The organism is Vibrio sp. SCSIO 43155 (assembly GCF_023716605.1).
Lineage (GTDB): Bacteria > Pseudomonadota > Gammaproteobacteria > Enterobacterales > Vibrionaceae > Vibrio > Vibrio harveyi.
In genome coordinates, this window is sequence record NZ_CP071853.1 from 1,411,969 (window position 1) to 1,436,148 (window position 24,180).

Below are 24,180 nucleotides of genomic sequence, written 5' to 3' on the forward strand. Positions count from 1 at the left end.
ACGCATGATAGGATCTCAATTCATAAATACAAAGACGAATCACTTATGCAAAATCGCATAGGTGTTATGAGGAAACGTCAAATGGCGGCAGAGACCAAAAAAAGAACTAAAATTGCCAAAGTAGCTCTCACCAAAAAGCTTGAGCAGACGGAAAAACAAATAATTGTTACGCAAGGTCAAAGCAGCCAAACTCAGCTTGCTGAAGGGAAATTTCTCTCCTACCAATACAACGACCAGATCTTTGTCCATGGCGGACGATGCATCGAATTAGTCGATTCCAATATAGTCTCTACTGCCCATTCAGCCCTACTGATTACTATCCTTCTTGAGGGAAAGCTATCTTTTGGCTATGACGATCTTCAATTCGACTTTGACGCTAACAAAGCACCACAAGGTGTGGTTGTTAACCTAGCAAAACCCGCTAACTTCCGCCGCTCACTTATTCAAAATAACAGAATGAATAAGATCAACATTCTTATTAAACCACCTTGGTTAGAATCGAGAATGGCGGGAAATTGTGGACACAAGCGCTTCATTGAAACTCACCAAGCTTTTTACACACTGGAGCTTAATGAGACGTTAATTGAGCTTGCACGCTCTCTCACTCAACGTGAATCTCCGACAAATATGAAAGATCGTATAGAGGTCGAAAGCTTGATTTACCAAGTGCTTTCCCACTCAATCGGGCAAATGCCTGACGATTACTGCGCGGTATGTGAAAAACAGCATCGCTCCGCTGACACTCGCGTAGAAAATGTGGTCAGTTACATAGAAACACATCTCGATGAAGGTTTAACCTTAGAGCGTCTAGCAAAAGAGTTTTCAATGAGCGTTTCAAACCTCCAACGACGTTTCAAACAGGCTTTTAATATGACCATTAATGGTTACATCCGCCATCGCCGCTTAGAGATCGCTCGCCAGCATTTAGAACGCGGATTAGTGACTATCACAGAAGCGGCATACGAAGCGGGCTATCATCATCCATCAAACTTTACCAACGCCTTCAAGAAAGTATTTGGAGTTCCCCCACATGAAGTCGTCAACAGCCATTGAGTATACCCAAGTAACCTCGAGATGCTAGGTTCAGCGAGAATGACTTGGTTTGTAGACGCGGCGGCGATTTAAAGGTTTAGTGGGTCTAAATCAAGAATCGGCAACAAAGTATACAAGCCAAGGCAGCTCGCCCTTTGGGAGCGTGTCATTGACCCGATTGCTGCGTCAAACAACTTGGAAAGAGCTGGCTATTACACTGCGTTGTTTTCCTTACTCTCGAATCAATGACAACGCTCTGAATCCTGCATCTTGAAGTCACTTGGGTATATATCCATATAAATTTGCTCTCAAAGCTATTTGGGAAGACAAACACTTGGCGTTATACTCGCGAGAAAGGTTATCTGAAATACAGAGGTCATCATGAATATTGGTGCAGTTGCGAAACTAACGGGGTTGTCTTCTAAATCGATTCGTATGTATGAAGACAAAGGCATCATTTCATCACCAGCTCGTAGCGATTCAGGTTATCGCGAATATTCTGACAAACACATCCAAGAGCTCAACCTTGTTTCCCGGGCAAAAAATGCGGGATTCTCACTGCAAGAATGCAAAGAATTTGTGCAACTGGCGCATAATCCAAATCGCAAAAGTAGCGAAGTGAAAGCGCGTACGATGGATAAGCTTCATGAAGTGGAGCAAAAAATCGCTCACTTGTTGGAAATTAAAAAGCAATTAGAAGGTTGGGTTTCATCTTGTCCGGGCGATGCCGAGAGCCGATGTCCAATCATTGATGAGCTCACCAAGTAAGCTCATCAACATTTCTATTTCGGTTTACAGGGCTATTGTTCTAGTAAGGTACTGTTTTAACGTAATTCTGTTTTAGTAAATATAGCTTTAATGGTAAGTACACATACGCTTGCCATTAAGCTCAATGATATTAAAAGGTGTCTCGTAGATATCTTCTAGCGTGGACGCCTGAATTACCTCATCTACCTTGCCACTGGCAACCACTTTACCCTTCTTCAGAGCAAGGATCTCATCGGAATAACAAGCTGCAAAATTAATATCGTGGATCACCACCACCATAGCTTTATTCATATCATGCGCAAGACGTTGAACGACTCTCATGATTTGAAGCGAATGCTTGATATCAAGGTTATTCAATGGTTCATCGAGGAAAACATAATCCGTATCTTGGGCTATCACCATCGCAATAAACGCCAACTGTCGTTGACCACCACTCAATTCATCTAAGAACTTATCTTTAATTTCTTTCAGATCTAAGTAGTCGATTGCTTGGTCGATAATCGCATGGTCATCTTTGGACAAGTTGCCTTTTGAATAAGGGAAGCGCCCAAACGATACCAATTCTTTTACGGTAAAACGCATCGTAATCGTGTTAGCTTGACGTAATACCGCCAGCTTTTTCGCAAGTTCTTTGGTGTCCCAATCTGCAATCTCTTTGCAGTCGATCATGACACTACCACCATCTCGCTCGGTCAATCGTGACGCCATGGACAGCAAGGTACTCTTTCCTGCTCCGTTTGGACCAATAATCGATGTCACCTTCCCTTTCTCAAATTGGGTATCCGCGCCATCAACCACTTTGTTGGAACCAAATGCTTTGGTTAATTTATCTATAACGATCATGTTTATACGACTTTGTTTCTCAGCAGTAGATACAAGAAGTAGATACCACCAATAAAGTTAATCACTACGCTCAGCGTCGTTTCAAATGAAAAGACGTTTTCTATAATCCATTGCCCCGACAATAAGGCACAAATTGCCATCAAAGAACAACCTATTAACAAGGTACGATGCTGGTAAGAGCGGAACATCTCACGGCTCAAGTTTGTCACCAATAAACCAAAGAACATGATTGGTCCGACTAAAGCCGTCGAAATGGCAATGAGAACCGCAGAGAGAATAAAGACATTGCGCGTCACATTAGGGACATCAACCCCAAGACTCTTAGCATTGTCTTGGTCTAGCCAAAAAACATCTAAAGTACGATGCATGCGATACAACAACCAGCAAGCGATGAGCAATATTGGTGAACTGAGATACACCAAGTTCACCTTCACATTATTGAAACTCGCGTACAGTTTAGATTGCACAAACGCAAAAGTATTTGGGTCCATAAGAAGGGAAAAGAACACCGCAATGTTGTTAAACAACTGCCCAAAGATCAGCCCAACCAATAGCAAAGTGATGAGATTGCGCCCGCCTTTTGAAAAATAAAACCCAAACAGCAATAGCGAAAATCCCACCATGACCAGCACAGCAATCGAGAAGTTGATGTAGACATTCAGAACGAGAGCGCTTAAACCACCAAACAACAAAACAATCAGCACTTGCGTTAACACATACAACGCATCAAACCCCATGATGCTTGGAGTAAGAATCCGGTTGTGGGTAATGGTTTGGAACACCAACGAAGATTGAGCAATCGCAATACCCGCCAATACCATAGCTAACACTTTAGGCACACGTCGCGACAAAAAGTACTGGTAGTTATCTGCTGTTAAGCCAATACCAATAAACAAAAAAGCAAAAAGCAGCGCGACAGCTGCCAATAAGAACAGTTTCTTGGAATCACGCACTTTGCTTACCTCGCAACAACATCGCGATAAACACCACTCCGCCCAAGATGCTGATCACGATTGAAATCGGCATTTCATGAGGGAAGATGATCAATCGGCTAACCAAGTCACAAGCTAAAACAAGTATTGCCCCGTACATAGCGGTAAGCGGGATATTGCGTTTGAGATTATCACCGTAGAAGTAACTGACTAAGTTTGGCACGATAAGCCCAAGAAATGGCAGTTGACCTACGATCATCACCACACTGGCTGACATTACCGACACCAAAAGTACGCCTAACGTCACCACTTGCTGATAGTTCAGCCCAAGGTTTACTGCAAAGTCTTTACCAATGCCAACCGCAGAAATGCGTGCCGCAAATAGGTAACTTAAAAGAGCGACGGGAACAGCAATATAAAGCAGCTCAAAATCACCACGCAAAATGTTTGCAAAGTTTGCCACGCTCCATGCTGACAGGCTTTGTAGTGCATCGTATTTGTAGGCAATGAAAGTAGTAACAGCGTCAACAACGTTACCAAAGATGATGCCCACGAGTGGCACAAACACGACGCTTTTGAATTGAATACGTTGAATGAACTGGACGAACATCAAGGTACCCAGGATAGAGACAGCAAAGACAAGCCAAAGCTGTTCGCCATTACCAAAAAACACCACACTCATTACGTAACCAAGCATGGCACACTCAATCGTACCTGTTGTTGAAGGCGCGGCGAATCGGTTTTGGCTAATTTGCTGCATCACTAATCCAGCGATGCTTAGCCCTGCTCCCGCAAGAAGGATGGCAAATAAACGCGGAACCCGGCTAGTAAAGAAAAGTTCTAGTGCTTTTGCATTGCCCGAAAACAACTGTTGGGGTGTCATATTTGCCACCCCAACAAACAACGATGCAACGCTTAGAACAACAAGAACAAGCAATAACTTTTTCAAAGTTAACCTCAGCTAGCTTCGCTTACAGATCGATCGTGTGTTTAATTTCACTCACCATCTTTTCCGTTGCGGTCACGCCGGACATTGCTAAATACCATGCGTCAACATCTAGAAAAGTAATTTTCTTGTTCTTGTAAGCCGAAGTCGCTTTAACCAAATCGTTATCCAGCGCTTTAGCGAGGTCATGATCAGACTTTGCGTGAAGTGAATTTCTATCAATAACTAGAATATTTTTCGGATTAGCTTCGCGAATAAACTCATAAGAGATTACATCACCGTGCGTGCCTGTTTTGAGGTTCTTCACTGTTTCTGTAAAGCCAAAATCTGTGTAAATCGCCCCAAAACGAGATTTCGCACCAAATGCACTGATGTTGTCACCAATACTTAGAATCGTAAGCGCATCATTATTATGAGCTTGGTTATAATCACGAATTGCTTTGAATTGAGCGTCTAACTTTGTAATTTTTTGCTCGACCTTATTCTCGATATTGAAGATTTTGCCAATATTTCGCCATTGTGCTTTGGTCCCTTGCCAGTAATCTTCATTCTCGCCTGAAGCAAATACTACCGTTGGGGCAATTTCACTTAACTCATCGTATTTTGACGAACCGCGAGGACCAACCAAAATCAAATCTGGTTTTTGCATGTAGATGGTTTCGAAGTCTGGTTCGAACAGACTACCTGCCGATTTGTAATGAGCTTTACTGTACTTAGATAAGTACTTTGGAAGATGGGAGGCGTTCGATACTGCTACAGGGTCAATACCAAAACGATCGAGTGTATCGAGTGGACCAAAGCCAATCACAACCACACGTTTTGGCGATTGTTCGACTTCTGTCGTTCCCATGTAGTGATCGATTTTGACGGTTGCAGCAAAAGCAGGTGAGATTGTTAGCAGCGAAACAAGAGCCGCACTGACGAGTTTTTCCATTATCCTAAGCCTTAAATGAGATCCATTATCATGCGCATTCGCAATATATCGTTACTCAATCAGGCATTCAACCGATTCTTTAATAACTTTATACCCAAGTAACCTCGAGATGCTAGGTTCAGCGAGAATGACTTGGTTTGTAGACGCGCGGCGATTTAAAGGTTTAGTGGGTCTAACAACGAATTACACCTCACCAATATCGAATTTGAGACGGTAAGCGCAAAGTTATCAAATTAATATTTATCACTTTAATGAATGTTTATACTTCTTTTAAATGACTCACTAAAAAGGACTAGATAATGAAGAAGTTAGCATTGGTTTTATTTGTAGCAGCACAGCTAATGGCATGTACGGAAGTTGGCAGTGAAGCGTGGTGTAACGATATGAAAGAGAAACCAAAAGGCGATTGGACTGCTAACGAAGCTTCTGATTTTGCTAAGCACTGTGTTTTCTAATTCAGAAATAAGCGCTTATAGCTCTTAGTAAAAAGTGCTCATGATGACCCACAACATTGTATTTCGGAATTCTAACGTTGTGGGTTATTCGTAAGCATCAAGAAATGTTTTTAGTGCCGCTTCATCAACAATCTCAAGCCCCTGCTCGCCTTTTCTGATCAAACCTTTGTCCATCAGATCTTTTACCGCTCGACGATAAACGCGTCCTGACGTGCCAAATCTTTCCGCTTCTTGGTTTACTTTGTCAAACCCACCCAACAAGGTGTTGGTCTGCTTTTGTACTAGCAAATCATAAGCAATGTTGTAAGTAATTGGGTGCAACAAGCGATTGGTATAGATATCCATTGAATCTTGATAATCCTCCGCCAAAGCAGAAGCAAAGAAAAACATCATGTCAGGTTGCTGATGCAATGCCTCAGTCAGTTTTTGGATGCAGATAATATCTACTTGCATATGTTCATCGGCGACGACGTTCCACTGACAAGGCGTTTGCGTGAAGTACTCCATTTCACCATAGATATGATAATCGCAATTGGCTTCACCCAATTGAAAACGACGACCGTTGACAGCAATAATACTCATTGAAACTCGACCGACTGGCACAACATACAGATATTGAAGCTGCTCACCTTGGCGAAGGATCTCTTCACCAGAGTCAAAGTATCGACTGCCGATTTGGCATTGATAGATTAAGTCACGAAACTCGGCACTTTTCTGTTCTAGAAAGCTTTTGAAACGTCCGGTTGAGTAAGGGCTGATTTTCACGTGAGTTTCTCTTTAATGACAACAATCTCAAATAGATTGTACTCGCTAGAATCGTTTGATGACAGCCAATAAAAAAGCGACACCAAAGTGCCGCTTTAAAAATTAACTAAGCTGTGATCCAGTTAACTCTGCGCAATTAAGGCTTCAAGAGCAGCGTAAGACGCTAAACGCTCCCCTTCCATCATCACTTGCGCTTCGTCTACGTACTGTCCTACACCTTCTTTCACATCCTGCTGATACAAAACCACATTGTTCAAGATAGAAGCAACGTTTAGACCACGCAGGCGACCGACGGTAAACAGAGCCGAGGTTTCCATATCCGCGCCGAGAATACCTTTCTTGTTCCAGTATTCACAAATCGCTTCTTCGTCGTCGGTGTAGAAGCTGTCATGGGAGCGAACCACACCTAAATGATAGTGCGCCTCTTTTTCGGCTAAATAGCTATCCAGCGCTTTCAGTAACGAAAAGCTTGCGTAAGCCGGATACGAAGAGCGAACGTATGCTTTCGAACCACCTTCGTCTCTTACTGCGCCTTCAGCCACTATCAACTCACCGAGTTGAATGCCTGATTGCATCGCACCAGCCGATCCCACACGAATCACGTCTGTCACACCACACTGTTTTAGCTCTTCCACCGCAATGATCATCGAAGGGGCGCCTATGCCTGTACTGCATACTGAGATTTGCTTACCTTGGTATGTGCCAGTAAACACTCTATATTCACGGTTTTCAGAGACCAATTCTGCGTTATCAAACAACGCGGCAATACGGTTTGCTCGATCTGGCTCACCACAGACGATCACTCGCGATGCTATCTGGGTGTTGTCTACGCCAATATGAGGTTGTTTCATCATTGGCTTAACCTTGCGCTGTCGCTTGAGTTAAGGTCTTGTCACCATTGCGTTGCGCACTACGTGCCCATTCTCTTGTGCCGTTTGCTGCGATGAACATTAGAATCGCGTATTGAACCGACATTGCGTACACGCCTTGTGTTGCGTAAATACCAACGCTGATGATGTTGATTACGACCCAAAGAATCCAGTTCTCAACGTACTTACGTGTCATTAAGATCTGCGCCACGATAGACAGAACGGTCATAGTTGCATCCCAGAATGGGAAAGCATCTGGCTCCAACACAGGTTCAGACAAACCTGCACCGAACACATTTAACGTATCAACGGCAATGTTAGCCAACGCGAAAAAGAATGGGTCGATATAGATGGTTAACAGCGCAATCGCAACAATGCTTACTGAACCTGTCGCGATGAGCTTCTGCTTGCTTAACCAGCGCACCTCTAGTGTCTCACCTTGTGCATTTGGTCTTGTCCACGCATACCAACCATAAATGTTGGCGCAGAAGAAGAACAATTGAAGCAGAAGCAATCCGTAAAGCTGAATCTGGAAAAAGATAACGGCGAAAAGTGTTACGTTCAGCAAACCGAACAAGTAGTTAATGGTTTTTTCTTGGCTCGCAAACCAAATACAAAGCAGACCGAAAACCGTACCAAAAGCTTCGATCCAACTCATCGCATAGCCACCACCAATAGGAATATTAACAAGGGTGTTATTGATGTCTAACAGGGCAAATAGGTCCATGAAGATGTCCTTTATTATTGTGCTTGGGATGTGCTCATCTTATTGCCTCGCAGCAAACAAAAAGGAGGACATTTGTCCTCCCTTCGATGTACCCGATCATAAATCAGATCAATACTTGCTTTAAAGTGCCTGAACCACACTTATTCCTTCGCCACTATTTAGGATTCATGTCCCAAGTAACGCTTCTTGAAAGATGATGCCGCAGCAAATAGTGCTGTAGCTATGAACGTAAATGCGATACCCAATAAGTAAATGAATTCTTCATTGGCAAGCAACTCATAAACACTCAAAGAAAACACGAATAAGACTAAGAGAATATTGATACGGTGAAACCACGGTCTCTTAACTGAATGCAGTGCGTATCTCTTGACGAACATAAAAATTTTCCATTTGCTACAATAATTTATAAATCTATTTATAGACCCTTTTAATAATAAGCTTTTTGGAATATTTCTACACGAAATCTTTTACTTTACGCGCAAAAAATCACATTTTGTTGGGCTTATTGTTCAAAAGGCGTGGGGTTGCTTCCTAAATCCTTATAAAAAGCACCTTCAATAAAAGTATAGGTTTATAACTTATTGAGAATGAATAAATTTTGAGCTAAGAGAGACGCTTCACACTTTTACGTTCAATCAGTGTCGGCTCAAGTTGCACAACCTGAGCTTCGTCAGACTTATCATCCAATTTACGCAACAATGTCTCTACAGCAGCTTGTCCAAGACGGTACTTAGGCTGATGAATTGTGGTGAGGGATGGCGACATAAACTTAGCGATGTGGATATCATCGTAACCAATGATAGAAAGCTGCTCTGGTACTTGAATACCCAACTCATTTGCCGCGTTAATTGCGCCCATGGCCATCATGTCGTTGGAAACAAAAATAGAACTTGGTAACGGTCCACGTTCCGCCATTTTTTTGAAGGCTTGATAACCACCTTCGCATTCAAAGTCCGATTCAACAATCCAGTTGGCGTTGAACTCAAGCTCTGCTTCGATCATCGCGCGTTTGTAGCCTTCGTAACGCATTTGCGCTTGATGCTTAATTAATGGTCCAGTGATACAACCAATCTCTTTGTGACCACAATCGATAAGGTATTTGGCTGCCAAGTAACCACCACGAAGTGAGTTATCTTGGATCTTATCGCTTGTGAACAGCATTGGTCCCCAATCCATCACTACAACTGGAATATCAGGGTAACGTTCGAATACATCAATGCGCTCCCCTTCTAACGATGAACACATTAGAATCAGACCATCAACTCGCTTTTGTAGCAACGTATTGATGGAATCACGCATGCGTTCGTTATCGCCTTCAGTGTTACACAGGATCAGGCTATAGCCTTTATGGTAGCAACTGCGCTCAACACCTTTTACGACTTCACCGAAAAATGGGTTGGTTGAGGTAGTCACCAGCATACCAATGGTTTTGGTGCGATTGACTTTGAGGCTACGCGCCAAAGCTGAAGGCGCGTAGTAATTGAGCTCTTTGGCAGCGTTGTTGACTCGTTCCGAGATCTCTTCGCTGACAAAGCGAGTTTTGTTAATAACATGGCTCACAGTTGAGGTGGAAACCCCTGCCAGTTTTGCGATGTCTTTCATCGTTGCCATGTTATTACTCCTTAATTAGTTTTTAACCAGAAACTCCTCAACCTCTTTTCGGGTTGGAATGGAGGTTTGCGCGCCAAAGCGAGTTACTGAGATCGCTGCTGCTGCGTGGGCAAACTTAATCGCTGATTCTAAAGGCAAGTCTTCCAATAAACCAGTGACTAATGCCCCATTAAACGTATCGCCCGCCGCTGTGGTATCTGTTGCTTCTACGCGGAAACCAGGAATGATTTCACCGCGACCGTTTTGACTCAACCACACCCCTTTCGCACCGAGCGTGATCATTACAATTTCAATGCCTTTCGAATGCAGGATGTTTGCCGCTTCTTGTGCGCTGTCATCGTCCGTTACCGTCACACCTGTTAGTACTTCCGCTTCCGTTTCATTTGGTGTGATGACATCAATGCAAGACAGTAACTCATCAGACAATTCACGCGCCGGCGCTGGGTTCAGAATGACGTTGGTTTTGGCATCTTTCGCGATTCGCGCAGCTTTCTCGATGCCGCACATTGGCGTTTCTAGTTGCATCAACAAGTAATCAGCCTGACGAATGCGCTCTAGATCTGGCTCAATCGCCTCTGCAGTCAGCTTGGCGTTGGCTTCTGCGGAGATACAAATGCTGTTCTCGCCGCTGTCCGCCACTTGAATCATGGCAATGCCCGTTGGGCAGTTCGGCTGCATTTTCACGCCAGCAATATCGATGCCATCCATTTTGAAGTTCTCACGAATGTTGATGCCGAATGAATCATCACCCACACACGCAATAAAACCGATATCTGCGTTTAATCGAGCTGCCGCAACAGCTTGGTTGGCACCCTTGCCACCTGGGATAACTTGATAGTTGCGACCATGCAGCGTCTCGCCTGGACGAGGGAAAGAAGGCACTTGAAGAACATGGTCAGCGTTTACACTACCTAACACCACTAACTTATTCATACGGTTATCCTCGGTTCTGAATGAACCCTTTATATTTGAACAGGAGTAATAGGTTTACGCTCTTTGAAAAAACGTAAGCGTATTACGATTCAAATAGATTCAGTTTTCTAACGTACCATTTTGTTGTTTGGTATGACCCAACACATTCATTGGGTCATTCCATTATCTTCAACAAAGAAGAATCACTGAGTTGGGAGTTAAACTTACTTAGTCACGACTTTAAGCGGAACAGGAATGTACTCCTCAACCTTCTCACCTTTCAATACTTTGTCGGCCGTTTCTACACCCAAAGCACCAATAAGATCTGGCTGCTGCGCGATAGTTGCTGCTAGCTTGCCACGATTAACTGCTGCAATGCCGTCGTCAGTGCCGTCGAAGCCAACGATGAGTACATCTTTACCAGACGCTTGAACTGCGCGAAGCGCACCCAGTGCCATCTCATCGTTCTGAGCAAATACTGCTTGAACGTCAGGGTTCGCTGCAAGCAAGTTTTCCATTACGTTCAGACCTTTAGTACGGTCAAAATCAGCAGGTTGGCTTGCTAGTAGCTCCATGTTGCTGCCCTTCACTGCTGTCATGAAGCCTTCACCACGCTCACGCGCCGCAGACGTACCGGCAATACCTTCTAGCTGGATAACTTTCGCTTTCTCACCTACTTTTTCCATGATGTAGTGACCAGCCATTTCGCCACCAACTACGTTGTCAGAAGCGATGTGGCTCACTACGTCACCACGGCTTGCACCACGGTCTAGTGTCAACACAGGGATCTTAGAACGGTTCGCCATACGAATTGCGTTTGACACAGCGTCTGAATCTGTTGGGTTAATCAGAATCGCTTTTACGCCACGAATCGTTAGGTCTTCGATGTTTGACAGTTCTTTACTCGGGTCATTTTGCGAGTCCAGTACAATCAAGTCGTATCCCAGTTCTTTCGCTTTCGCTTCTGCACCGTCTTTCATCGTTACGAAGAACGGGTTATTCAATGTAGAAACTACAATCGCCATTGTATCTTGAGCGTGCGCCGCTACCGATACGGTTGAAGAAAGAAGTGCAGCAGAGATAAGAGTTGCGAGTTTTTTCATCGTTCTAGTCCTTTGTGTAGGGTGAGCCAGCACACGTCCTCTGGCTCGGTTTGTATTCAGGATGTAATGGAGCTCTTTATTTTAAATATCAATTACTTGTTTTTGTTGTCTACCAGTACTGCTAGCAAGATAACCACTGCTTTCGCAATCATTTGGTAGTAAGAAGAAACATCGAGTAGGTTCAGCGCGTTGTTTAGGAAGCCGATGATTAGAGCACCAATCAATGTTCCCATTATGCGACCTTTACCACCCATCAAGCTGGTACCGCCAAGAACAACCGCTGCGATAGCGTCTAGCTCGTAGCCCATACCCGCTGTTGGTTGTGCCGAAGACAGACGAGACGTCACGATAATGCCAGCAAGCGCTGCCAACATACCGCAGATGGCGTATACACCAATTTTTACACGGTCAACGTTGATACCAGAAAGGCGCGTTGCTGATTCGTTGCCACCAAGTGCGTACACGTAGCGACCAAAACGAGTGTGGTTCAGTAGGTACCAAGCTGCCGCAAAGACAATCACCATCAACCAAACTGGAACCGGGATACCAAGTGCGTAACCTGTACCAAACCATGCAAATGCATCTGCTGTGTCAGTAAAGCCCGTAGAGATAGGACGGCCGTCGGTGTAAACCATGGTTACGCCGCGTAGTAACGTCATGGTAACCAGTGTTGCGATAAAGGCTTGAACCTTACCTTTGGCAATGATGATACCGCTGATCGCCCCCAAAGCTGCACCAGCGAACAATGCAGTCGGAACTGCGATAAGCACAGGCACTTCTAATGCAATCATGCTCGCGGCAAACGCACCACATAGTGCGAGTACAGAACCTACGCTTAGGTCGATGCCTGCGGTCAGGATAACCAACGTCATACCTACCGCGATGATTGCGTTAACTGAGGTTTGACGAAGGATATTAAGAATATTGTCTACCGTAAAAAAGTTCGGGTTCAAAAATGACACGACAACAATCAAAAATAACAGTGCAATCAGTGACTTTTGTTCAATCAGCCACTCTTTAGTGAACAGCTTCTTGCTGCCCGTTTCGTTTGGTTTGCTCATGGTATTAGTACTCATGCTGCTTCCTCATTGATCTTCTTGCCTACGGCACAAGCGAGTAGTGTTTCTTGGTCGGCGTCTTTCGCATCAAATTCGCCCGTGATTCGACCTTCGTGCATCACCATTATGCGGTCACTCATGCCTAGCACTTCAGGCATCTCAGAAGAAACCAAGATGATGCTCATGCCATCGGCTTTAAATTTGTTGATTAGCTGGTAGATTTCTTTCTTCGCACCCACGTCGACGCCGCGAGTTGGCTCATCCAGAATCAGAACTTTGGGTTTGGTCATCAGCCCTTTTGCGATTGCCACTTTCTGCTGGTTACCACCAGACAGGTTGCCAATGATTTGGTCTCGGGTTGGCGTTTTGATGTTGAACAGTTTGATGAAGTCTTCTACCGCCACGACTTCTTCGCCATGTTGGATTTGGAAGCCTTTGGTAAGTTTATCCAGTGCACACAGAGACATGTTCTCCTTCACGGATAAGCCAAGCACCAAGCCATCGCCTTTACGGTCTTCAGAGATGTAAGCAATACCATTCGCCAAGCCATCTTGTGGGCTAACCGGGTTAATGGTCTTATTGTCTAAGTTGATGACGCCACGCTCACTTGGTAGCGCGCCGTAAATCACTTTCATCAACTCTGTACGCCCCGCGCCCATCAAGCCTGACACACCAAGGATTTCACCACGTTGAAGCGTGAAGCTAATGTCATGAACACCCGAGCCCGTCAAACCAATCACTTCAAGACAAACATCACCATGCGTCACATCGATACGCGGGTATTGCTCTTCCAACTTACGACCAACCATCATTTCGATGAGTCCATCTTCGTTGGTGTCTTTAACTTGGCATTCGCCAATGAACTTGCCGTCACGTAACACAGTAATGTCATCACAGATTTCGAAGATTTCTTTCAGACGGTGTGAGATGTAAACGATGCCGCAACCTTGGTCGCGAAGTTCGTTAATCACTTTAAACAGCGATTCCGTCTCTTTGTCGGTCAACGCATCCGTTGGTTCATCCATGATGATGACTTTGGATTCGAAAGACAGCGCTTTGGCAATCTCCACCATTTGCTGCTCACCAAGACTTAAATCACCAAGCAATGTTTTTGAAGAGTGCTTTACGTTAAGGCGTTGAAGCAACTTATCTGCTTCTTCGTACATTCTGCTCCACTGAATACGTCCCATCGTGCCGGTAAATTCACGACCTAAATAGATGTTTTCAGCAATCGTCAGCTCAGGGATCAAGTTCAATTCTTGGTGAATGATACTGATGCCCGCTTCTTGAGAATCACGCGGACCTTTAAACGCCGCTGGCTGACCTTGATATTTGATGCTTCCTGCATCCATGTGGTAGATGCCTGTAAGCACTTTCATCAAGGTCGACTTACCTGCCCCGTTCTCGCCCATCAGCGCCATCACTCGACCCGGGTATACATTAAGGCTGGCTTTATCCAACGCCTTAACACCCGGGAAGGCTTTCTCAATGTCGCTTAGTTGTAGAATGGCTTGAGTCATAATTTGTCCTCAATTAGTTGTGGCTTAAAACACCACGCCAGCTTGGAAAATCACGTTCGCATACGGTGTGCACTCGCCTGTTCTAACAACAGCGCGGCTTTGTTCTGTACGAACTTTAAAATCTTCATGCGATACATAGTTAATCGCGATTTGCTTACCTGTTTGCTCACTCTCTTTGGTTAGTTCAGAGATCAGCGCATCGTGGTGAACTGGGCTAACTGTTGCGAATTCTTCAGCAATGATGACCCCTTCAATTTGGGACTCAGACAGAATCACGCGAACGGTATCAAGGAAACCAGGTACGCCATGAGTCAACGCTAAATCAATACGTTGTACATGATCAGGAATTGGCAAGCCCGCGTCACAAATGGTGATTTCGTCGGTATGACCCAGCGTCGCCACCAAGTAAGAAATTTCTGAGTTAATTAGGGTACTTTTTTTCATCTCATCGACCTTTCGGTTACACGTTCATACAACTGTGAGTGTCTCTCTTGGACTAATTTCTATATTGACAAAACACTCATCGAAACGTTTCGATGCAATAATAGAACGCCAAGGAGAATTGACCAGTCGCAGATCGATAAGGTGTGAGAATGATCCGTAATTGAGTGCTAACTGATTAAGAAAAAGATATTGAGGTCACACTTCGCCATCGAAACGTTTCGATGATATCTATTGAACGGGAGAGAGACTTCCATTCAATCGGTATTAATCTGAATTCATAAGTCGGACGAATGAGTTGAAGACCTTTTCGCTGGAATAAATCTGTTCAATTTATGAGACGGTGACACCTGTGAACATGAAAAAACCTCACACAGCATCACAAATATCGGAAACCTGACTGACTTTCGAAAAACACACACTTACAATTTCCTCGAATACAAGGAAAGTATCATCATCCGTTCGATACCTCAGGTAGGCACCAATAGGTAATACTCTCAGGTTAGAAGCGTTTGTAGGGACACAAACGGAAAGTAAGAAATACATGAAATTAAGCAACAGAGTCGTTTTGCTTGTCGCCCCTGTCATTCTAATTAGCGCGCTGGTGTCGAGTTACATCATCTATAGCATTCAAAAAGTCACGCTAATCAAAAGGGAAGACAGCTATATCCAGCTGCAAATGGAAAAGCTCGCTGGACAGTTTCGCCAAGCCAACATTTTTCTCAACAGTTATGCCTATACCTTGGGTAAAAGCGAGGTACTGCAAGATTATTTTGTAAATCATGATAACCGCTATCGTGAGAGGCAACTGTTCAAACGTTTAGATGAAACCATAGAGGTGCTCAGCCACGGGTACCGAGGGGATGCCAACATGGCGATCCTCGATGGTAGACAAGACCTTCTCTACTACACCGAAAATCAATATTACGAATCAAATGGTCGAGTGGACCCTAAGATCCTTGAGTATGTCGACAAAAGCTATAAAGCCAATGGGGATGTCAGCCATACCGGTTTTATTTACAACAGCAGCGGGCAAAGCATTCTATTGCAATATGAGTTGTTTGATAAACGTACCGGAGAACCCCCGTTAAGCTTTGACCCACAAAACGTTTTCTTTGTTATCGTGTCTGTGTCACTCGAAGCGTTCAATGACATCAAACATGAGATCGAATTTGATACGCACAGCGTGATTACCTTTTCTGACAAGCCGATTATCTTAGATATTCCCCTCGCCCAGACGATTGAACTTCTACCCCATTTCTATGCCATTTTATCGCCAGCAGAATATCTGATGTGGAATAAGGTCGATAAGGTCTGGCTAGAACTGGCATTGTCGTTTGGCATTGCCTCGTTTTGTACCATCACATTAATTGTCTTGGTGCTGTATCGTTACGTACTTAGCCCGGTATCCCACTTAGACAAACAGCTTAGAGAAATTGAGTCCAACAAGCGTGCTAACATTGAAAAACTAGACACTGATGACGAGATTGGACGCCTTTCTTCTCGCTTCTTTGATATGTATGAAGAGCTGAACAACGTCTACCACAAGACCAAGCGTTTGGCAGAAACCGACCACTTAACTCAACTTGCTAATCGTCATCGCTTCCACGAACTTGCAAGCCGTGAACTGGCGGATCCTTCAGATCAGCTTTGGGTAATTTATATTGACCTAGATAACTTCAAATACGTCAACGACAAATACGGTCACGAACTGGGCGATAAGTTGCTGCAAGTCTTCTCCAGACACATCAAAAATGCGTGTCAGAAGTTCACTCAACAATACAATAGCCCATGTTTCGGTGCGCGTTTGTCCGGTGATGAGTTCGCAATCTTACTCAGTTCTAATCAAGAGAATAGCGATATACCCGATCTGTTTGCCGCGGAGTTGCTAAAGCCAATTAACAACTTAACTCAGTCAGCGAAAAACTCATTTCCAGTAACAGCCAGCGTGGGTATCGCTCAATACCCAACAGACGGTGGTGATATCGCCAAGCTCTTATCGAGTGCAGACGCAGCAATGTACCAAGCTAAGCGTGCTGGTAAAAACCAATACGCTTACTATTCTGCAGCACTCAATATCGAGGCTCAACGTCGTAGCCAAATTGAACGCGCATTGCGCAAAGCTAACGTTGAAGAAGAGTTTCATCTTGTTTTCCAACCATACATGAACAGTAATGCCAACGAGATAGAAGGCTTGGAAGTCCTATTACGTTGGGAAGCTGAAGGGATCGGTTCAGTACCACCAAAAGAGTTCATTCCTATTGCTGAACAAACCGGTTTGTTCGAAAAGATTGACCGCTGGGTATTCGCGAATGCCATGGCGGAATACCACCAGCTCAAAAATATCTTTGGGAAAGACATTATTTTGTCCATCAACTTATCGTCTGCAGAACTGAACTCACTGTCTATGGCGGAATTCATCCATGATAAAGCATCACAAAATGGTGTTCCTGCGCATTGTATTGAGCTAGAAATTACCGAAACTTTTGCGTCTGATAAACAAGGTACAGCCCTACTCGATGAGCTATCGAGACTAGGTTACAAACTGGCAATAGACGACTTTGGTTCTGGTTATACTTCTTTGACGCAGTTAGTGCAGTACCCGGTACAGAAAATCAAATTTGACCGGGAGTTTTTGTTAACCCTGATGAACACCGATAATGGGCATGTCATCAAACCAATTATAGAATTGTGTCATGCACAGAATAAGACCGTTACGGCTGAGGGCATTGAGCATAACGTGATGCACGAGTGGCTTTCTTCTTACCGCTGCGACTTTATGCAGGGCTATTTGTTTGGCAAGCCAATGAACAAAGAGCAACTCGATCATTGGTGGAAATCTGCAAACGATCAGCCGTTCAAGAGCACGCACATCGCTTAGTGGGTGAAGCAAATCTTCAAGAAAAAAGCAGCATTCTAAGTGCTGCTTTTTCGTCTTATTACGGCTTGCAAAAGTTTGCCGAACCTATTTTCAATTACATGCGTTTCAGCATATTCAGAGTAATGTTTGCAGAATTGTCTGCAGTTGCCTTCTTCAGGTCTGAGTAAACAACATCTGCTGAGCCATCCGCTTTATCAGAGATCGTACGGATAACCACGTAAGGTACGTTGAATGCATCTGCGACTTGACCTAGCGCTGCGCCTTCCATTTCTACCGCCATCGCGTTGTATTCTTGGTAAATACCGGTTACCTTCACTTTGCTCGCAATGAACTGGTCACCTGATGCGATAATGCCTCGATAAACACTCTCTTTCCCAAGTGTGTCAACGGCAGCATCGAATGCATACTTTTGCAGTGTTTTATCGGCGTAGAAGTAACGCTCTTCATAATCAGGCAGCAAGCCTTTCGGCATGTTAAATGCGGTTAGGTCCACATCGTGTTGCACCAAACGCGTAGAGACGACCACGTCTAGCGGATCCAATTTCGGATCACTTGCGCCCGCAATTCCTGTAAAAATAAGTTGGTCAACACCGAAAGATTCAATCAGAAGGGTTGTCGTCATCGCTGCATTGACTTTACCAACACCCGATTGAGTCACAACGACCGTTTTTCCCTCTAACTCACCCATATAAAAGCGATGGCTACCGATTTTCTTTACTTGTTGATTTTGGATTTTTGGTAATAGCGCTTCAACTTCAACATCCATCGCACCAACGATACCGATGGTAGAACCTGCAACGGAAGGAAGTGAGTACGCAGCAAGCATGAGAGCAAGAGATTTCTTCAACATGGGAGTCCTGAAATGTAATACGTGTCACCAAAGTGTGACGCGACGCAGATTATACAACACATCCCAAACCAAGCAATCGTTTGCATTGGTCAATGCATACTGATTGGCTAAGAAATTCTCAATTAATGAGAAAGACTTAGCCATTTTTGGTTTTCATTGAAGAAGCTACACGCTCTTTTGCGCTAACGGTTGGCATAAAATAGTCACACGCTGGACGTTTTGCATCAGTGGGATGCCCCCATGCACCGCAAATATCTGCGCTACCTTTTTGACGAGTAAACTGGCGGCATTGCCCGCATCGATAGTTCATCACTCTTCCTTGAGTTCGTTGATCTGATTAAGCCTGTTAAGCGAAGTCTCACTTTGAGTCGAGGGCTTTTTCTACCGCTGCTTTCGCGTGGATTTCAGTTGTGTCATAAAGCTTGACGTCAGTGTGCTGAGATTCAACTAACATCGCGATTTCAGTACAACCCAGAATGACTGCTTCAGCCCCCTGTTCCACGAGTTTCTCAATAATAGTAAGGTAGTGTTGGCGCGAATCATCATGCACTTCGCCTTTACACAATTCGTTGTAGATAACGTCATGAACAATCGTCTGGTCATCTGAACTGGGTACGACGACATCAACACCAAATTTATCGATAAGTCGCTGCTTATAGAAGTCTTGTTCCATGGTAAAACGCGTACCAAGTAAACCAACCTTCTTAATGCCATCCACCACAAGCTGCTCTGCGGTCGCATCGGCAATATGAACAAGCGGTACATTAACAGCCTGCTGAATTTGGTCTGCGACTTTGTGCATCGTGTTTGTACAAATCAAAATAAAATCTGCACCGCCCGCTTCCACTGATTTTGCTGCCTGCGCGAGAATGATTGCAGTATCATCCCAACGGCTTTGGTGTTGCAGCGTTTCAATTTCGGCGAAATCGACGCTGTACAAGCAGACTTTACCTGAATGCAAACCACCTAAGCGCGCTTTCACTTCTCGGTTAATAATTTGGTAATAGTTTGCGGTAGACTCCCATGACATGCCACCAATCAGACCTATCGTTTTCATTTTCTTCCTTGTATATTTAGCTTTTGTTCAACTTTTACAGAAACTAGCATAACTTACTGAAAGAAAGGTTTATTTTTGATCAATGTTTTATACCCAAGTAACCTCGAGATGCTAGGTTCAGCGAGAATGACTTGGTTTGTAGACGCGGCGACGATTTAAAGATCTAGTCACTCTAAATCAAGAATCGGCAACAAAGTATACAAGCCAAGACCCTTACTATTTGCAAAGAGTGCCCTTCGGGAGCGTGTCATTGCCCCGCTTTTTTAATTAAACCAATGGCTGCGTCAAACAACTTGGAAAGAGCTGGCTATTACACGGTGTTGTTTTCCTTGAACTCGAATCAATGACAATGCTCTGAATCCTGCATCTTGAAGTCACTTGGGTATACAATTCATTTAAACTATTTATCAGAAAAACTTTATTTCAAATGTACTCGTCATTTAATCATTAATTAAAAATATTATGACTATCCACAAACATTATTTATTGAGAAGTCATCATTAAATACCGATTTTTAATACATGCCTTAATCTTTGATATTCACTTAAAGCTATGCGATCCACTTCTGTAGCAACAGGCGCATTTATTATTGGATACCAATTGACAGATTCTGCTTCTAGGCTCTGAATATCTCCCACCCAATCAGTGACTACATAATAATGAAGCAATTGAAGTTCGGTGGTTGGGTGATATAAAGAACACAAATACCCGCACCTTTGCGGTCTGATGTTTAGCTCCTCGTCTAATTCTCTCAGCAATGTCATGGACTGACTTTCGCCTTGTTCCATGTGCCCACCGGGTATCGCGATCATACCTGGGTCAGAGTCCTTGTCCTTCGATCTTGTTTCTAATAACACTTCATCATCCTTAACTAGGATAAATGAGACACACTCATGAACTTCCATCTTCAATGCCTTCTGCTAACAGTTTTATAGCACGCTAACATAAAAAGTTTGGATGATGTGGATGGTGAACACGAATAACTTAACGATATACAACAATCTAGCTGGCCGTTTGGTTGAATATGCCCCGCAACCCATAGTAGCTATCAATACATTCACCTTTATTCAGTCATGATTTGTTACGACTAGGATCACAGTCTAAAAACTTTTCTCCGAATGACCAGTTAGAAATAAGTTCATTGAATTCAAACAATATTTTTATTAAAAGTATAATTAAACGATGTTTTATTGAGTATCCATCTCAGTAAATATTGGTAAACACAGTTTTATTAATTAGCCAAATCGGCTAGTATTTGTTCTGAAGATTTTTAAAGTCATCAATTAACCTCTCAATATTGATTAAATTCAGTAAGTTAGTTGGATAGTCTTTACCAAATACTAAAAATATTTGAGTAATAGGCGTCGCTACGCATAATAAGCAACATTGGGAATAGAGTTAAATTGATGAGCATGCTGTATTAACGACTGCACGAAGCAATCGCTAAATTTGTTGCACCAAGAGTTTTATTTAGTACAAATGAAAAAGCTATTTTTATTATTGATATGGACATCGCTGGCAGTTTCTCCTTTTGCCTTTGCTCATCATTCAGGCAAAGCGACAGAAACAAAAGCCACTAAACAACTTGTTGAAAAGACATATAAAGAAGCCAAGTTGGAAGGCGTCATTGACTTCAGTTTATTCAATGATGCGTTCTTAGCTTATAAGAAAACCTCAGACCGCAAAAAGCCACTTTTGACTATCATCGATTACAGTAAACCATCTACTGAAAAACGCTTTTATGTGGTCGACTTGGACAAGAAGAAGCTCATTTTTAATACTTATGTCTCTCACGGCGTAAACAGCGGCAAGAAGACCGCAACGAAGTTTTCTAATGTTGTGAACTCTCGTAAAACTTCTCTAGGAACATTCTTAACCGATACCACATACTATGGTTCTAACGGTTATTCACTTCGCTTGGATGGACTGACATCCGGCGTTAACGATAAAGCACGAGAGCGTTACATCGTGGTTCATGGTGCAGACTACGCGAATCCTTCTTTCATTAAGAAGAATGGTTATCTTGGTCGCAGTTGGGGTTGCCCCGCTCTACCACAGAAGCTATCACGAGAAATCATCGACACCATTAAAGGTGGCAGTGTTATCTACGCTAGCGCTTGAAGTTTCTTGACCTAATGTTGAAAAGGGAGCTGATACGCTCCCTTTTTTAATGCGACAAAAAACTGTTCATCCTTTCAGCAAGTCGTTAGTATACGCAAGCGCCACCTTCAGGCAGCAAACGAATATCGATTCCATAGTGTTTTAGGGTTAGTTTTGGTTCACGTATTTCGCCTTTTGCTTTTGTTGTCACTCTCCCTGTTCTCAGGGCAAATGCTTGCAGCGCAAAATCAGCCATCCTCAGAATTCCACTACACGCATTCAGAAAAGCTTTATAAGCTCACTCAATACGATTATCACGCAATAAAAGCGCCTTATCGTGCATGGAATACTCGCGACTCTTGGAGTCCAGACGGTTACTTTCGTCACCTAAAACGTGATTTGCTTGGTTTACTCCCTTGTCGCCGTACATCCGGTAACGATGGTGATTTACCACTAAATATAACGCCCGACTATCACCTGTTAGTCGCGTTTTTGTCTCCATCACTGTTGGACATAGCGCTCAAAGCAACGCCATTACCCGATGCTGCCGATGTATTTGCATACCGTCGCTCGTATCATCTAGCTAGATGGAAGCAAGCCAATTTACTGTACGTGTTTGCACACAGTCGCGACGCTTAGCTCGCACATTGACTGTACTGACACAATATGGAAACCGTCAGTACCAGCCATGGATGATCTCATCTGAACACCGAATTAACTCGAGATCCTGATTATGAAAAAAATCGCGACTATTGCCACTTTGGCGCTTATTACTTTATTCACAACAACTACGCACGCAGCAAAACCAGAAGAAATGAGCAACAGCGTTCTGATGGAGTGTGCCAATGCTTCTAACGCACGAACAGCGGTTCCTGAGCACCGTGCAATGTTTCGTCATTACTTAATGGCAGAACGTGGGTACACATTCAGCCAGCTTTCTTCGGCAGAGACCGAATTCAAAGCAAAAGGCATGGATGAAACCAAAATGGAACAGCTCTACAAAACTGAGTGCAAAGAAGCAGGCGAATACCTTTATAACAATGGTTACTGATTCCAGCTCATTTCAATTTACGTAGAGAACCAAAAAGGCGCGATCATCGCGCCTTTTTTGCTTTTCGAGCTTCAGGTTTATAAGACTATGGCAATTGCGGCGTGGTTTTCGATTTACTCCAAGCCTTACGCACCTTCACCAATACAAAGCTCATAATGGCAATGGTCAGGGTAATCACCGGTGCAGCCATCAATCCCATGGTCACAATCTTGTTAAGCTTCTCTGGCAGTAGAGGCAATAATAAGCCTAAACCACACAGCAGCAGCGTCCATAGAATCGCACTCAACCATGCGAAGTAATGGAACTTACTCACGCGATTAACGCGCAAACCCATCATTAAAGGCAGCAAAGAACGCACAACCGGAATAAAGCGCGCACAAAACAATGCAATCAAGCCATGCTTACCAAGTAACATGTCAACTTGCTCCAAGCGTTTTGCGGGAACTGCATTTACCCAACCCTGCACCTTTGGTAAACGGTTTAACCATTTGCCTTGTAGGTAAGCAGCCCAGCTTCCCATTGCCGCACTCACTACGATCACTAACATGATCATCACTGGGTCCAATACACCCACCGCCGCTAAAGTGCCTGAAAGCACAACAACACTATCACAAGGGAAAGGCGCCGCAGGAATAAAACCACTCTCAAGAAAAATAAGCGCACCCACAACAAAGTAGATAAGTCCTGCACTACCGGGTGCCATCAGTGCAGTAAAATCCTGGTGCCACAAAGCAAACAGCACCTGCGCAATTGAATCAAACATAACAAACTCCTAAACATCACAATCAAACTTCGAAAATTAATGAATAGGAATTACCGCGCATGAATAAAGCGATAGATCAGGTTGGACTCTTGCCCTGCCCCCAGCCGATATTTGGAGTGCGAATAAAAGATTTGAATGACAGGCAACGCTACGTCAGTAAACTCGCGTTTGTTGAAATCCTGCACGTCATTTAGCCAACGTGCAGGCAGCACATCGAAATCATCCGAATCTGGCGACGTATTGGAATGGTTGACGCGGAGTGCATTGCGGCTGAATAAACTCACAGCGACTTTACGTGAAGGAGAAAACGGTGCTTTCTCTAGATGCGCCTCACCATCAATCAATGAAGAGGTGTAACTGACGGCGTAGGAGATTTTTGGTGACGGTGAAGCCTGACTCAACCCAAAAGCCATCAGCGCAACAAAGAGTCCTAATACAGAGACTAAGTAAGCACGCACAGAATTCACCTAAACCACAACGATACGCTGTTGTAACTCCGTGCGTGCAAATTTGCAATTCAAATTCTTAATCGATAATAAAAAGAGCGTTTTGCAAATGATTG

The 24,180-nt window shown here is 43.8% G+C and carries 27 protein-coding genes; 7 read left to right on the forward strand and 20 right to left on the reverse strand.

Annotation, left to right across the window (positions count from 1 at the left end; genetic code table 11):
• Positions 1–81: 81 nt before the first annotated feature.
• Together J4N44_RS23145 and cueR are read left to right on the forward strand one after the other, a co-directional pair.
• Positions 82–1,053: a helix-turn-helix domain-containing protein gene (locus J4N44_RS23145; RefSeq protein WP_252045258.1), complete on the forward strand. Its 972-nt coding sequence runs from the start codon at positions 82–84 to the stop codon at positions 1,051–1,053.
• Between the two features lie 360 nt (positions 1,054–1,413).
• Complete coding sequence (gene cueR / locus J4N44_RS23150; protein ID WP_005437780.1) at positions 1,414–1,800, forward strand: Cu(I)-responsive transcriptional regulator; 387 nt, start codon at positions 1,414–1,416, stop codon at positions 1,798–1,800.
• 87 nt (positions 1,801–1,887) lie between these two features.
• Here the strand turns inward: cueR and vctC are convergent, their stop codons facing one another.
• The 4 genes from vctC to J4N44_RS23170 are packed head-to-tail and all read right to left on the reverse strand — an operon-like array spanning position 1,888 to position 5,455.
• Positions 1,888–2,643: an iron chelate ABC transporter ATP-binding protein VctC gene (gene vctC, locus J4N44_RS23155; protein ID WP_005452233.1), complete on the reverse strand. Its 756-nt coding sequence runs from the start codon at positions 2,641–2,643 to the stop codon at positions 1,888–1,890.
• Positions 2,644–2,645: 2 nt separating this feature from the next.
• Positions 2,646–3,596, reverse strand: coding sequence for an iron chelate uptake ABC transporter permease subunit VctG (vctG, locus tag J4N44_RS23160; protein ID WP_252045259.1), 951 nt, complete (start codon positions 3,594–3,596; stop codon positions 2,646–2,648).
• The gene (gene vctD, locus J4N44_RS23165; protein WP_009696070.1) at positions 3,589–4,524 is read right to left on the reverse strand and encodes an iron chelate uptake ABC transporter permease subunit VctD; all 936 of its coding nucleotides are present in this window, start codon (positions 4,522–4,524) and stop codon (positions 3,589–3,591) included. Before vctD ends, vctG begins: the two co-directional genes overlap by 8 nt.
• Before the next feature lie 22 nt (positions 4,525–4,546).
• Positions 4,547–5,455: a siderophore ABC transporter substrate-binding protein gene (locus J4N44_RS23170; protein ID WP_252045260.1), complete on the reverse strand. Its 909-nt coding sequence runs from the start codon at positions 5,453–5,455 to the stop codon at positions 4,547–4,549.
• A 299-nt stretch (positions 5,456–5,754) separates the two neighbouring features.
• Here J4N44_RS23170 and J4N44_RS23175 point away from each other — a divergent pair, with 299 nt between their 5' ends.
• Positions 5,755–5,910 carry a DUF3012 domain-containing protein gene (locus J4N44_RS23175; protein ID WP_005452237.1) on the forward strand — a complete coding sequence of 52 codons (156 nt, stop codon included), beginning with the start codon at positions 5,755–5,757 and terminating at the stop codon, positions 5,908–5,910.
• Between the two features lie 84 nt (positions 5,911–5,994).
• Here J4N44_RS23175 and J4N44_RS23180 read toward each other — a convergent pair whose 3' ends face one another.
• From J4N44_RS23180 to rbsD, 10 genes are all read right to left on the reverse strand, one after another.
• Entirely contained in the window at positions 5,995–6,675 is a 681-nt protein-coding gene (locus J4N44_RS23180; RefSeq protein WP_005452238.1) for a Crp/Fnr family transcriptional regulator, read from the reverse strand.
• 122 nt (positions 6,676–6,797) lie between these two features.
• Positions 6,798–7,529, reverse strand: coding sequence for a nucleoside phosphorylase (locus J4N44_RS23185; RefSeq protein WP_053053869.1), 732 nt, complete (start codon positions 7,527–7,529; stop codon positions 6,798–6,800).
• 4 nt (positions 7,530–7,533) lie between these two features.
• On the reverse strand, positions 7,534–8,271 hold the full coding sequence (gene pnuC / locus J4N44_RS23190) for a nicotinamide riboside transporter PnuC (RefSeq protein WP_045487393.1): 738 nt from the start codon (positions 8,269–8,271) through the stop codon (positions 7,534–7,536).
• A 158-nt stretch (positions 8,272–8,429) separates the two neighbouring features.
• A complete protein-coding gene (locus tag J4N44_RS23195) occupies positions 8,430–8,648 on the reverse strand; it encodes a hypothetical protein (RefSeq protein WP_005452242.1) in 219 nt (72 codons plus the stop codon).
• A 226-nt stretch (positions 8,649–8,874) separates the two neighbouring features.
• Entirely contained in the window at positions 8,875–9,882 is a 1,008-nt protein-coding gene (locus J4N44_RS23200; protein ID WP_005452243.1) for a substrate-binding domain-containing protein, read from the reverse strand.
• Positions 9,883–9,897: 15 nt separating this feature from the next.
• The gene (gene rbsK / locus J4N44_RS23205) at positions 9,898–10,815 is read right to left on the reverse strand and encodes a ribokinase (protein ID WP_005452244.1); all 918 of its coding nucleotides are present in this window, start codon (positions 10,813–10,815) and stop codon (positions 9,898–9,900) included.
• Between the two features lie 203 nt (positions 10,816–11,018).
• Positions 11,019–11,897: a ribose ABC transporter substrate-binding protein RbsB gene (gene rbsB, locus J4N44_RS23210; protein WP_005452246.1), complete on the reverse strand. Its 879-nt coding sequence runs from the start codon at positions 11,895–11,897 to the stop codon at positions 11,019–11,021.
• 92 nt (positions 11,898–11,989) lie between these two features.
• Positions 11,990–12,973 (reverse strand): ribose ABC transporter permease, encoded by a 984-nt coding sequence (gene rbsC / locus J4N44_RS23215; RefSeq protein WP_005452248.1) that lies wholly within the window; start codon positions 12,971–12,973, stop codon positions 11,990–11,992.
• Complete coding sequence (rbsA, locus tag J4N44_RS23220; RefSeq protein ID WP_005452250.1) at positions 12,970–14,475, reverse strand: ribose ABC transporter ATP-binding protein RbsA; 1,506 nt, start codon at positions 14,473–14,475, stop codon at positions 12,970–12,972. The genes rbsC and rbsA overlap by 4 nt, the downstream gene beginning before the upstream one ends.
• Positions 14,476–14,499: 24 nt before the next feature.
• The gene (gene rbsD / locus J4N44_RS23225; protein ID WP_009696124.1) at positions 14,500–14,919 is read right to left on the reverse strand and encodes a D-ribose pyranase; all 420 of its coding nucleotides are present in this window, start codon (positions 14,917–14,919) and stop codon (positions 14,500–14,502) included.
• 541 nt (positions 14,920–15,460) lie between these two features.
• On the opposite strand from rbsD, the gene J4N44_RS23230 reads away from it, so the two are divergent.
• Entirely contained in the window at positions 15,461–17,797 is a 2,337-nt protein-coding gene (locus tag J4N44_RS23230; protein ID WP_047516149.1) for a putative bifunctional diguanylate cyclase/phosphodiesterase, read from the forward strand.
• Positions 17,798–17,891: 94 nt separating this feature from the next.
• Here J4N44_RS23230 and J4N44_RS23235 read toward each other — a convergent pair whose 3' ends face one another.
• From J4N44_RS23235 to J4N44_RS23250, 4 genes are all read right to left on the reverse strand, one after another.
• On the reverse strand, positions 17,892–18,647 hold the full coding sequence (locus J4N44_RS23235) for a 5'-methylthioadenosine/adenosylhomocysteine nucleosidase (RefSeq protein ID WP_005452257.1): 756 nt from the start codon (positions 18,645–18,647) through the stop codon (positions 17,892–17,894).
• Positions 18,648–18,783: 136 nt separating this feature from the next.
• The gene (locus J4N44_RS23240) at positions 18,784–18,957 is read right to left on the reverse strand and encodes a hypothetical protein (protein WP_009696122.1); all 174 of its coding nucleotides are present in this window, start codon (positions 18,955–18,957) and stop codon (positions 18,784–18,786) included.
• A 48-nt stretch (positions 18,958–19,005) separates the two neighbouring features.
• Positions 19,006–19,704: an aspartate/glutamate racemase family protein gene (locus J4N44_RS23245; RefSeq protein ID WP_252045261.1), complete on the reverse strand. Its 699-nt coding sequence runs from the start codon at positions 19,702–19,704 to the stop codon at positions 19,006–19,008.
• A 500-nt stretch (positions 19,705–20,204) separates the two neighbouring features.
• Entirely contained in the window at positions 20,205–20,609 is a 405-nt protein-coding gene (locus tag J4N44_RS23250; protein WP_252045262.1) for an NUDIX hydrolase, read from the reverse strand.
• Between the two features lie 574 nt (positions 20,610–21,183).
• Here J4N44_RS23250 and J4N44_RS23255 point away from each other — a divergent pair.
• From J4N44_RS23255 to J4N44_RS23265, 3 genes are all read left to right on the forward strand, one after another.
• Positions 21,184–21,825: a murein L,D-transpeptidase catalytic domain family protein gene (locus tag J4N44_RS23255; protein WP_005452264.1), complete on the forward strand. Its 642-nt coding sequence runs from the start codon at positions 21,184–21,186 to the stop codon at positions 21,823–21,825.
• Positions 21,826–22,035: 210 nt separating this feature from the next.
• Positions 22,036–22,443 (forward strand): hypothetical protein, encoded by a 408-nt coding sequence (locus tag J4N44_RS23260; RefSeq protein WP_009702315.1) that lies wholly within the window; start codon positions 22,036–22,038, stop codon positions 22,441–22,443.
• A 94-nt stretch (positions 22,444–22,537) separates the two neighbouring features.
• A complete protein-coding gene (locus J4N44_RS23265) occupies positions 22,538–22,855 on the forward strand; it encodes a hypothetical protein (RefSeq protein WP_252045263.1) in 318 nt (105 codons plus the stop codon).
• Positions 22,856–22,940: 85 nt separating this feature from the next.
• On the opposite strand, the gene J4N44_RS23270 is transcribed toward J4N44_RS23265, so the two are convergent.
• On the reverse strand, positions 22,941–23,618 hold the full coding sequence (locus J4N44_RS23270; RefSeq protein ID WP_252045264.1) for a DedA family protein: 678 nt from the start codon (positions 23,616–23,618) through the stop codon (positions 22,941–22,943).
• A 50-nt stretch (positions 23,619–23,668) separates the two neighbouring features.
• Positions 23,669–24,076: a hypothetical protein gene (locus tag J4N44_RS23275; RefSeq protein ID WP_005452269.1), complete on the reverse strand. Its 408-nt coding sequence runs from the start codon at positions 24,074–24,076 to the stop codon at positions 23,669–23,671.
• Positions 24,077–24,180: the final 104 nt, after the last annotated feature.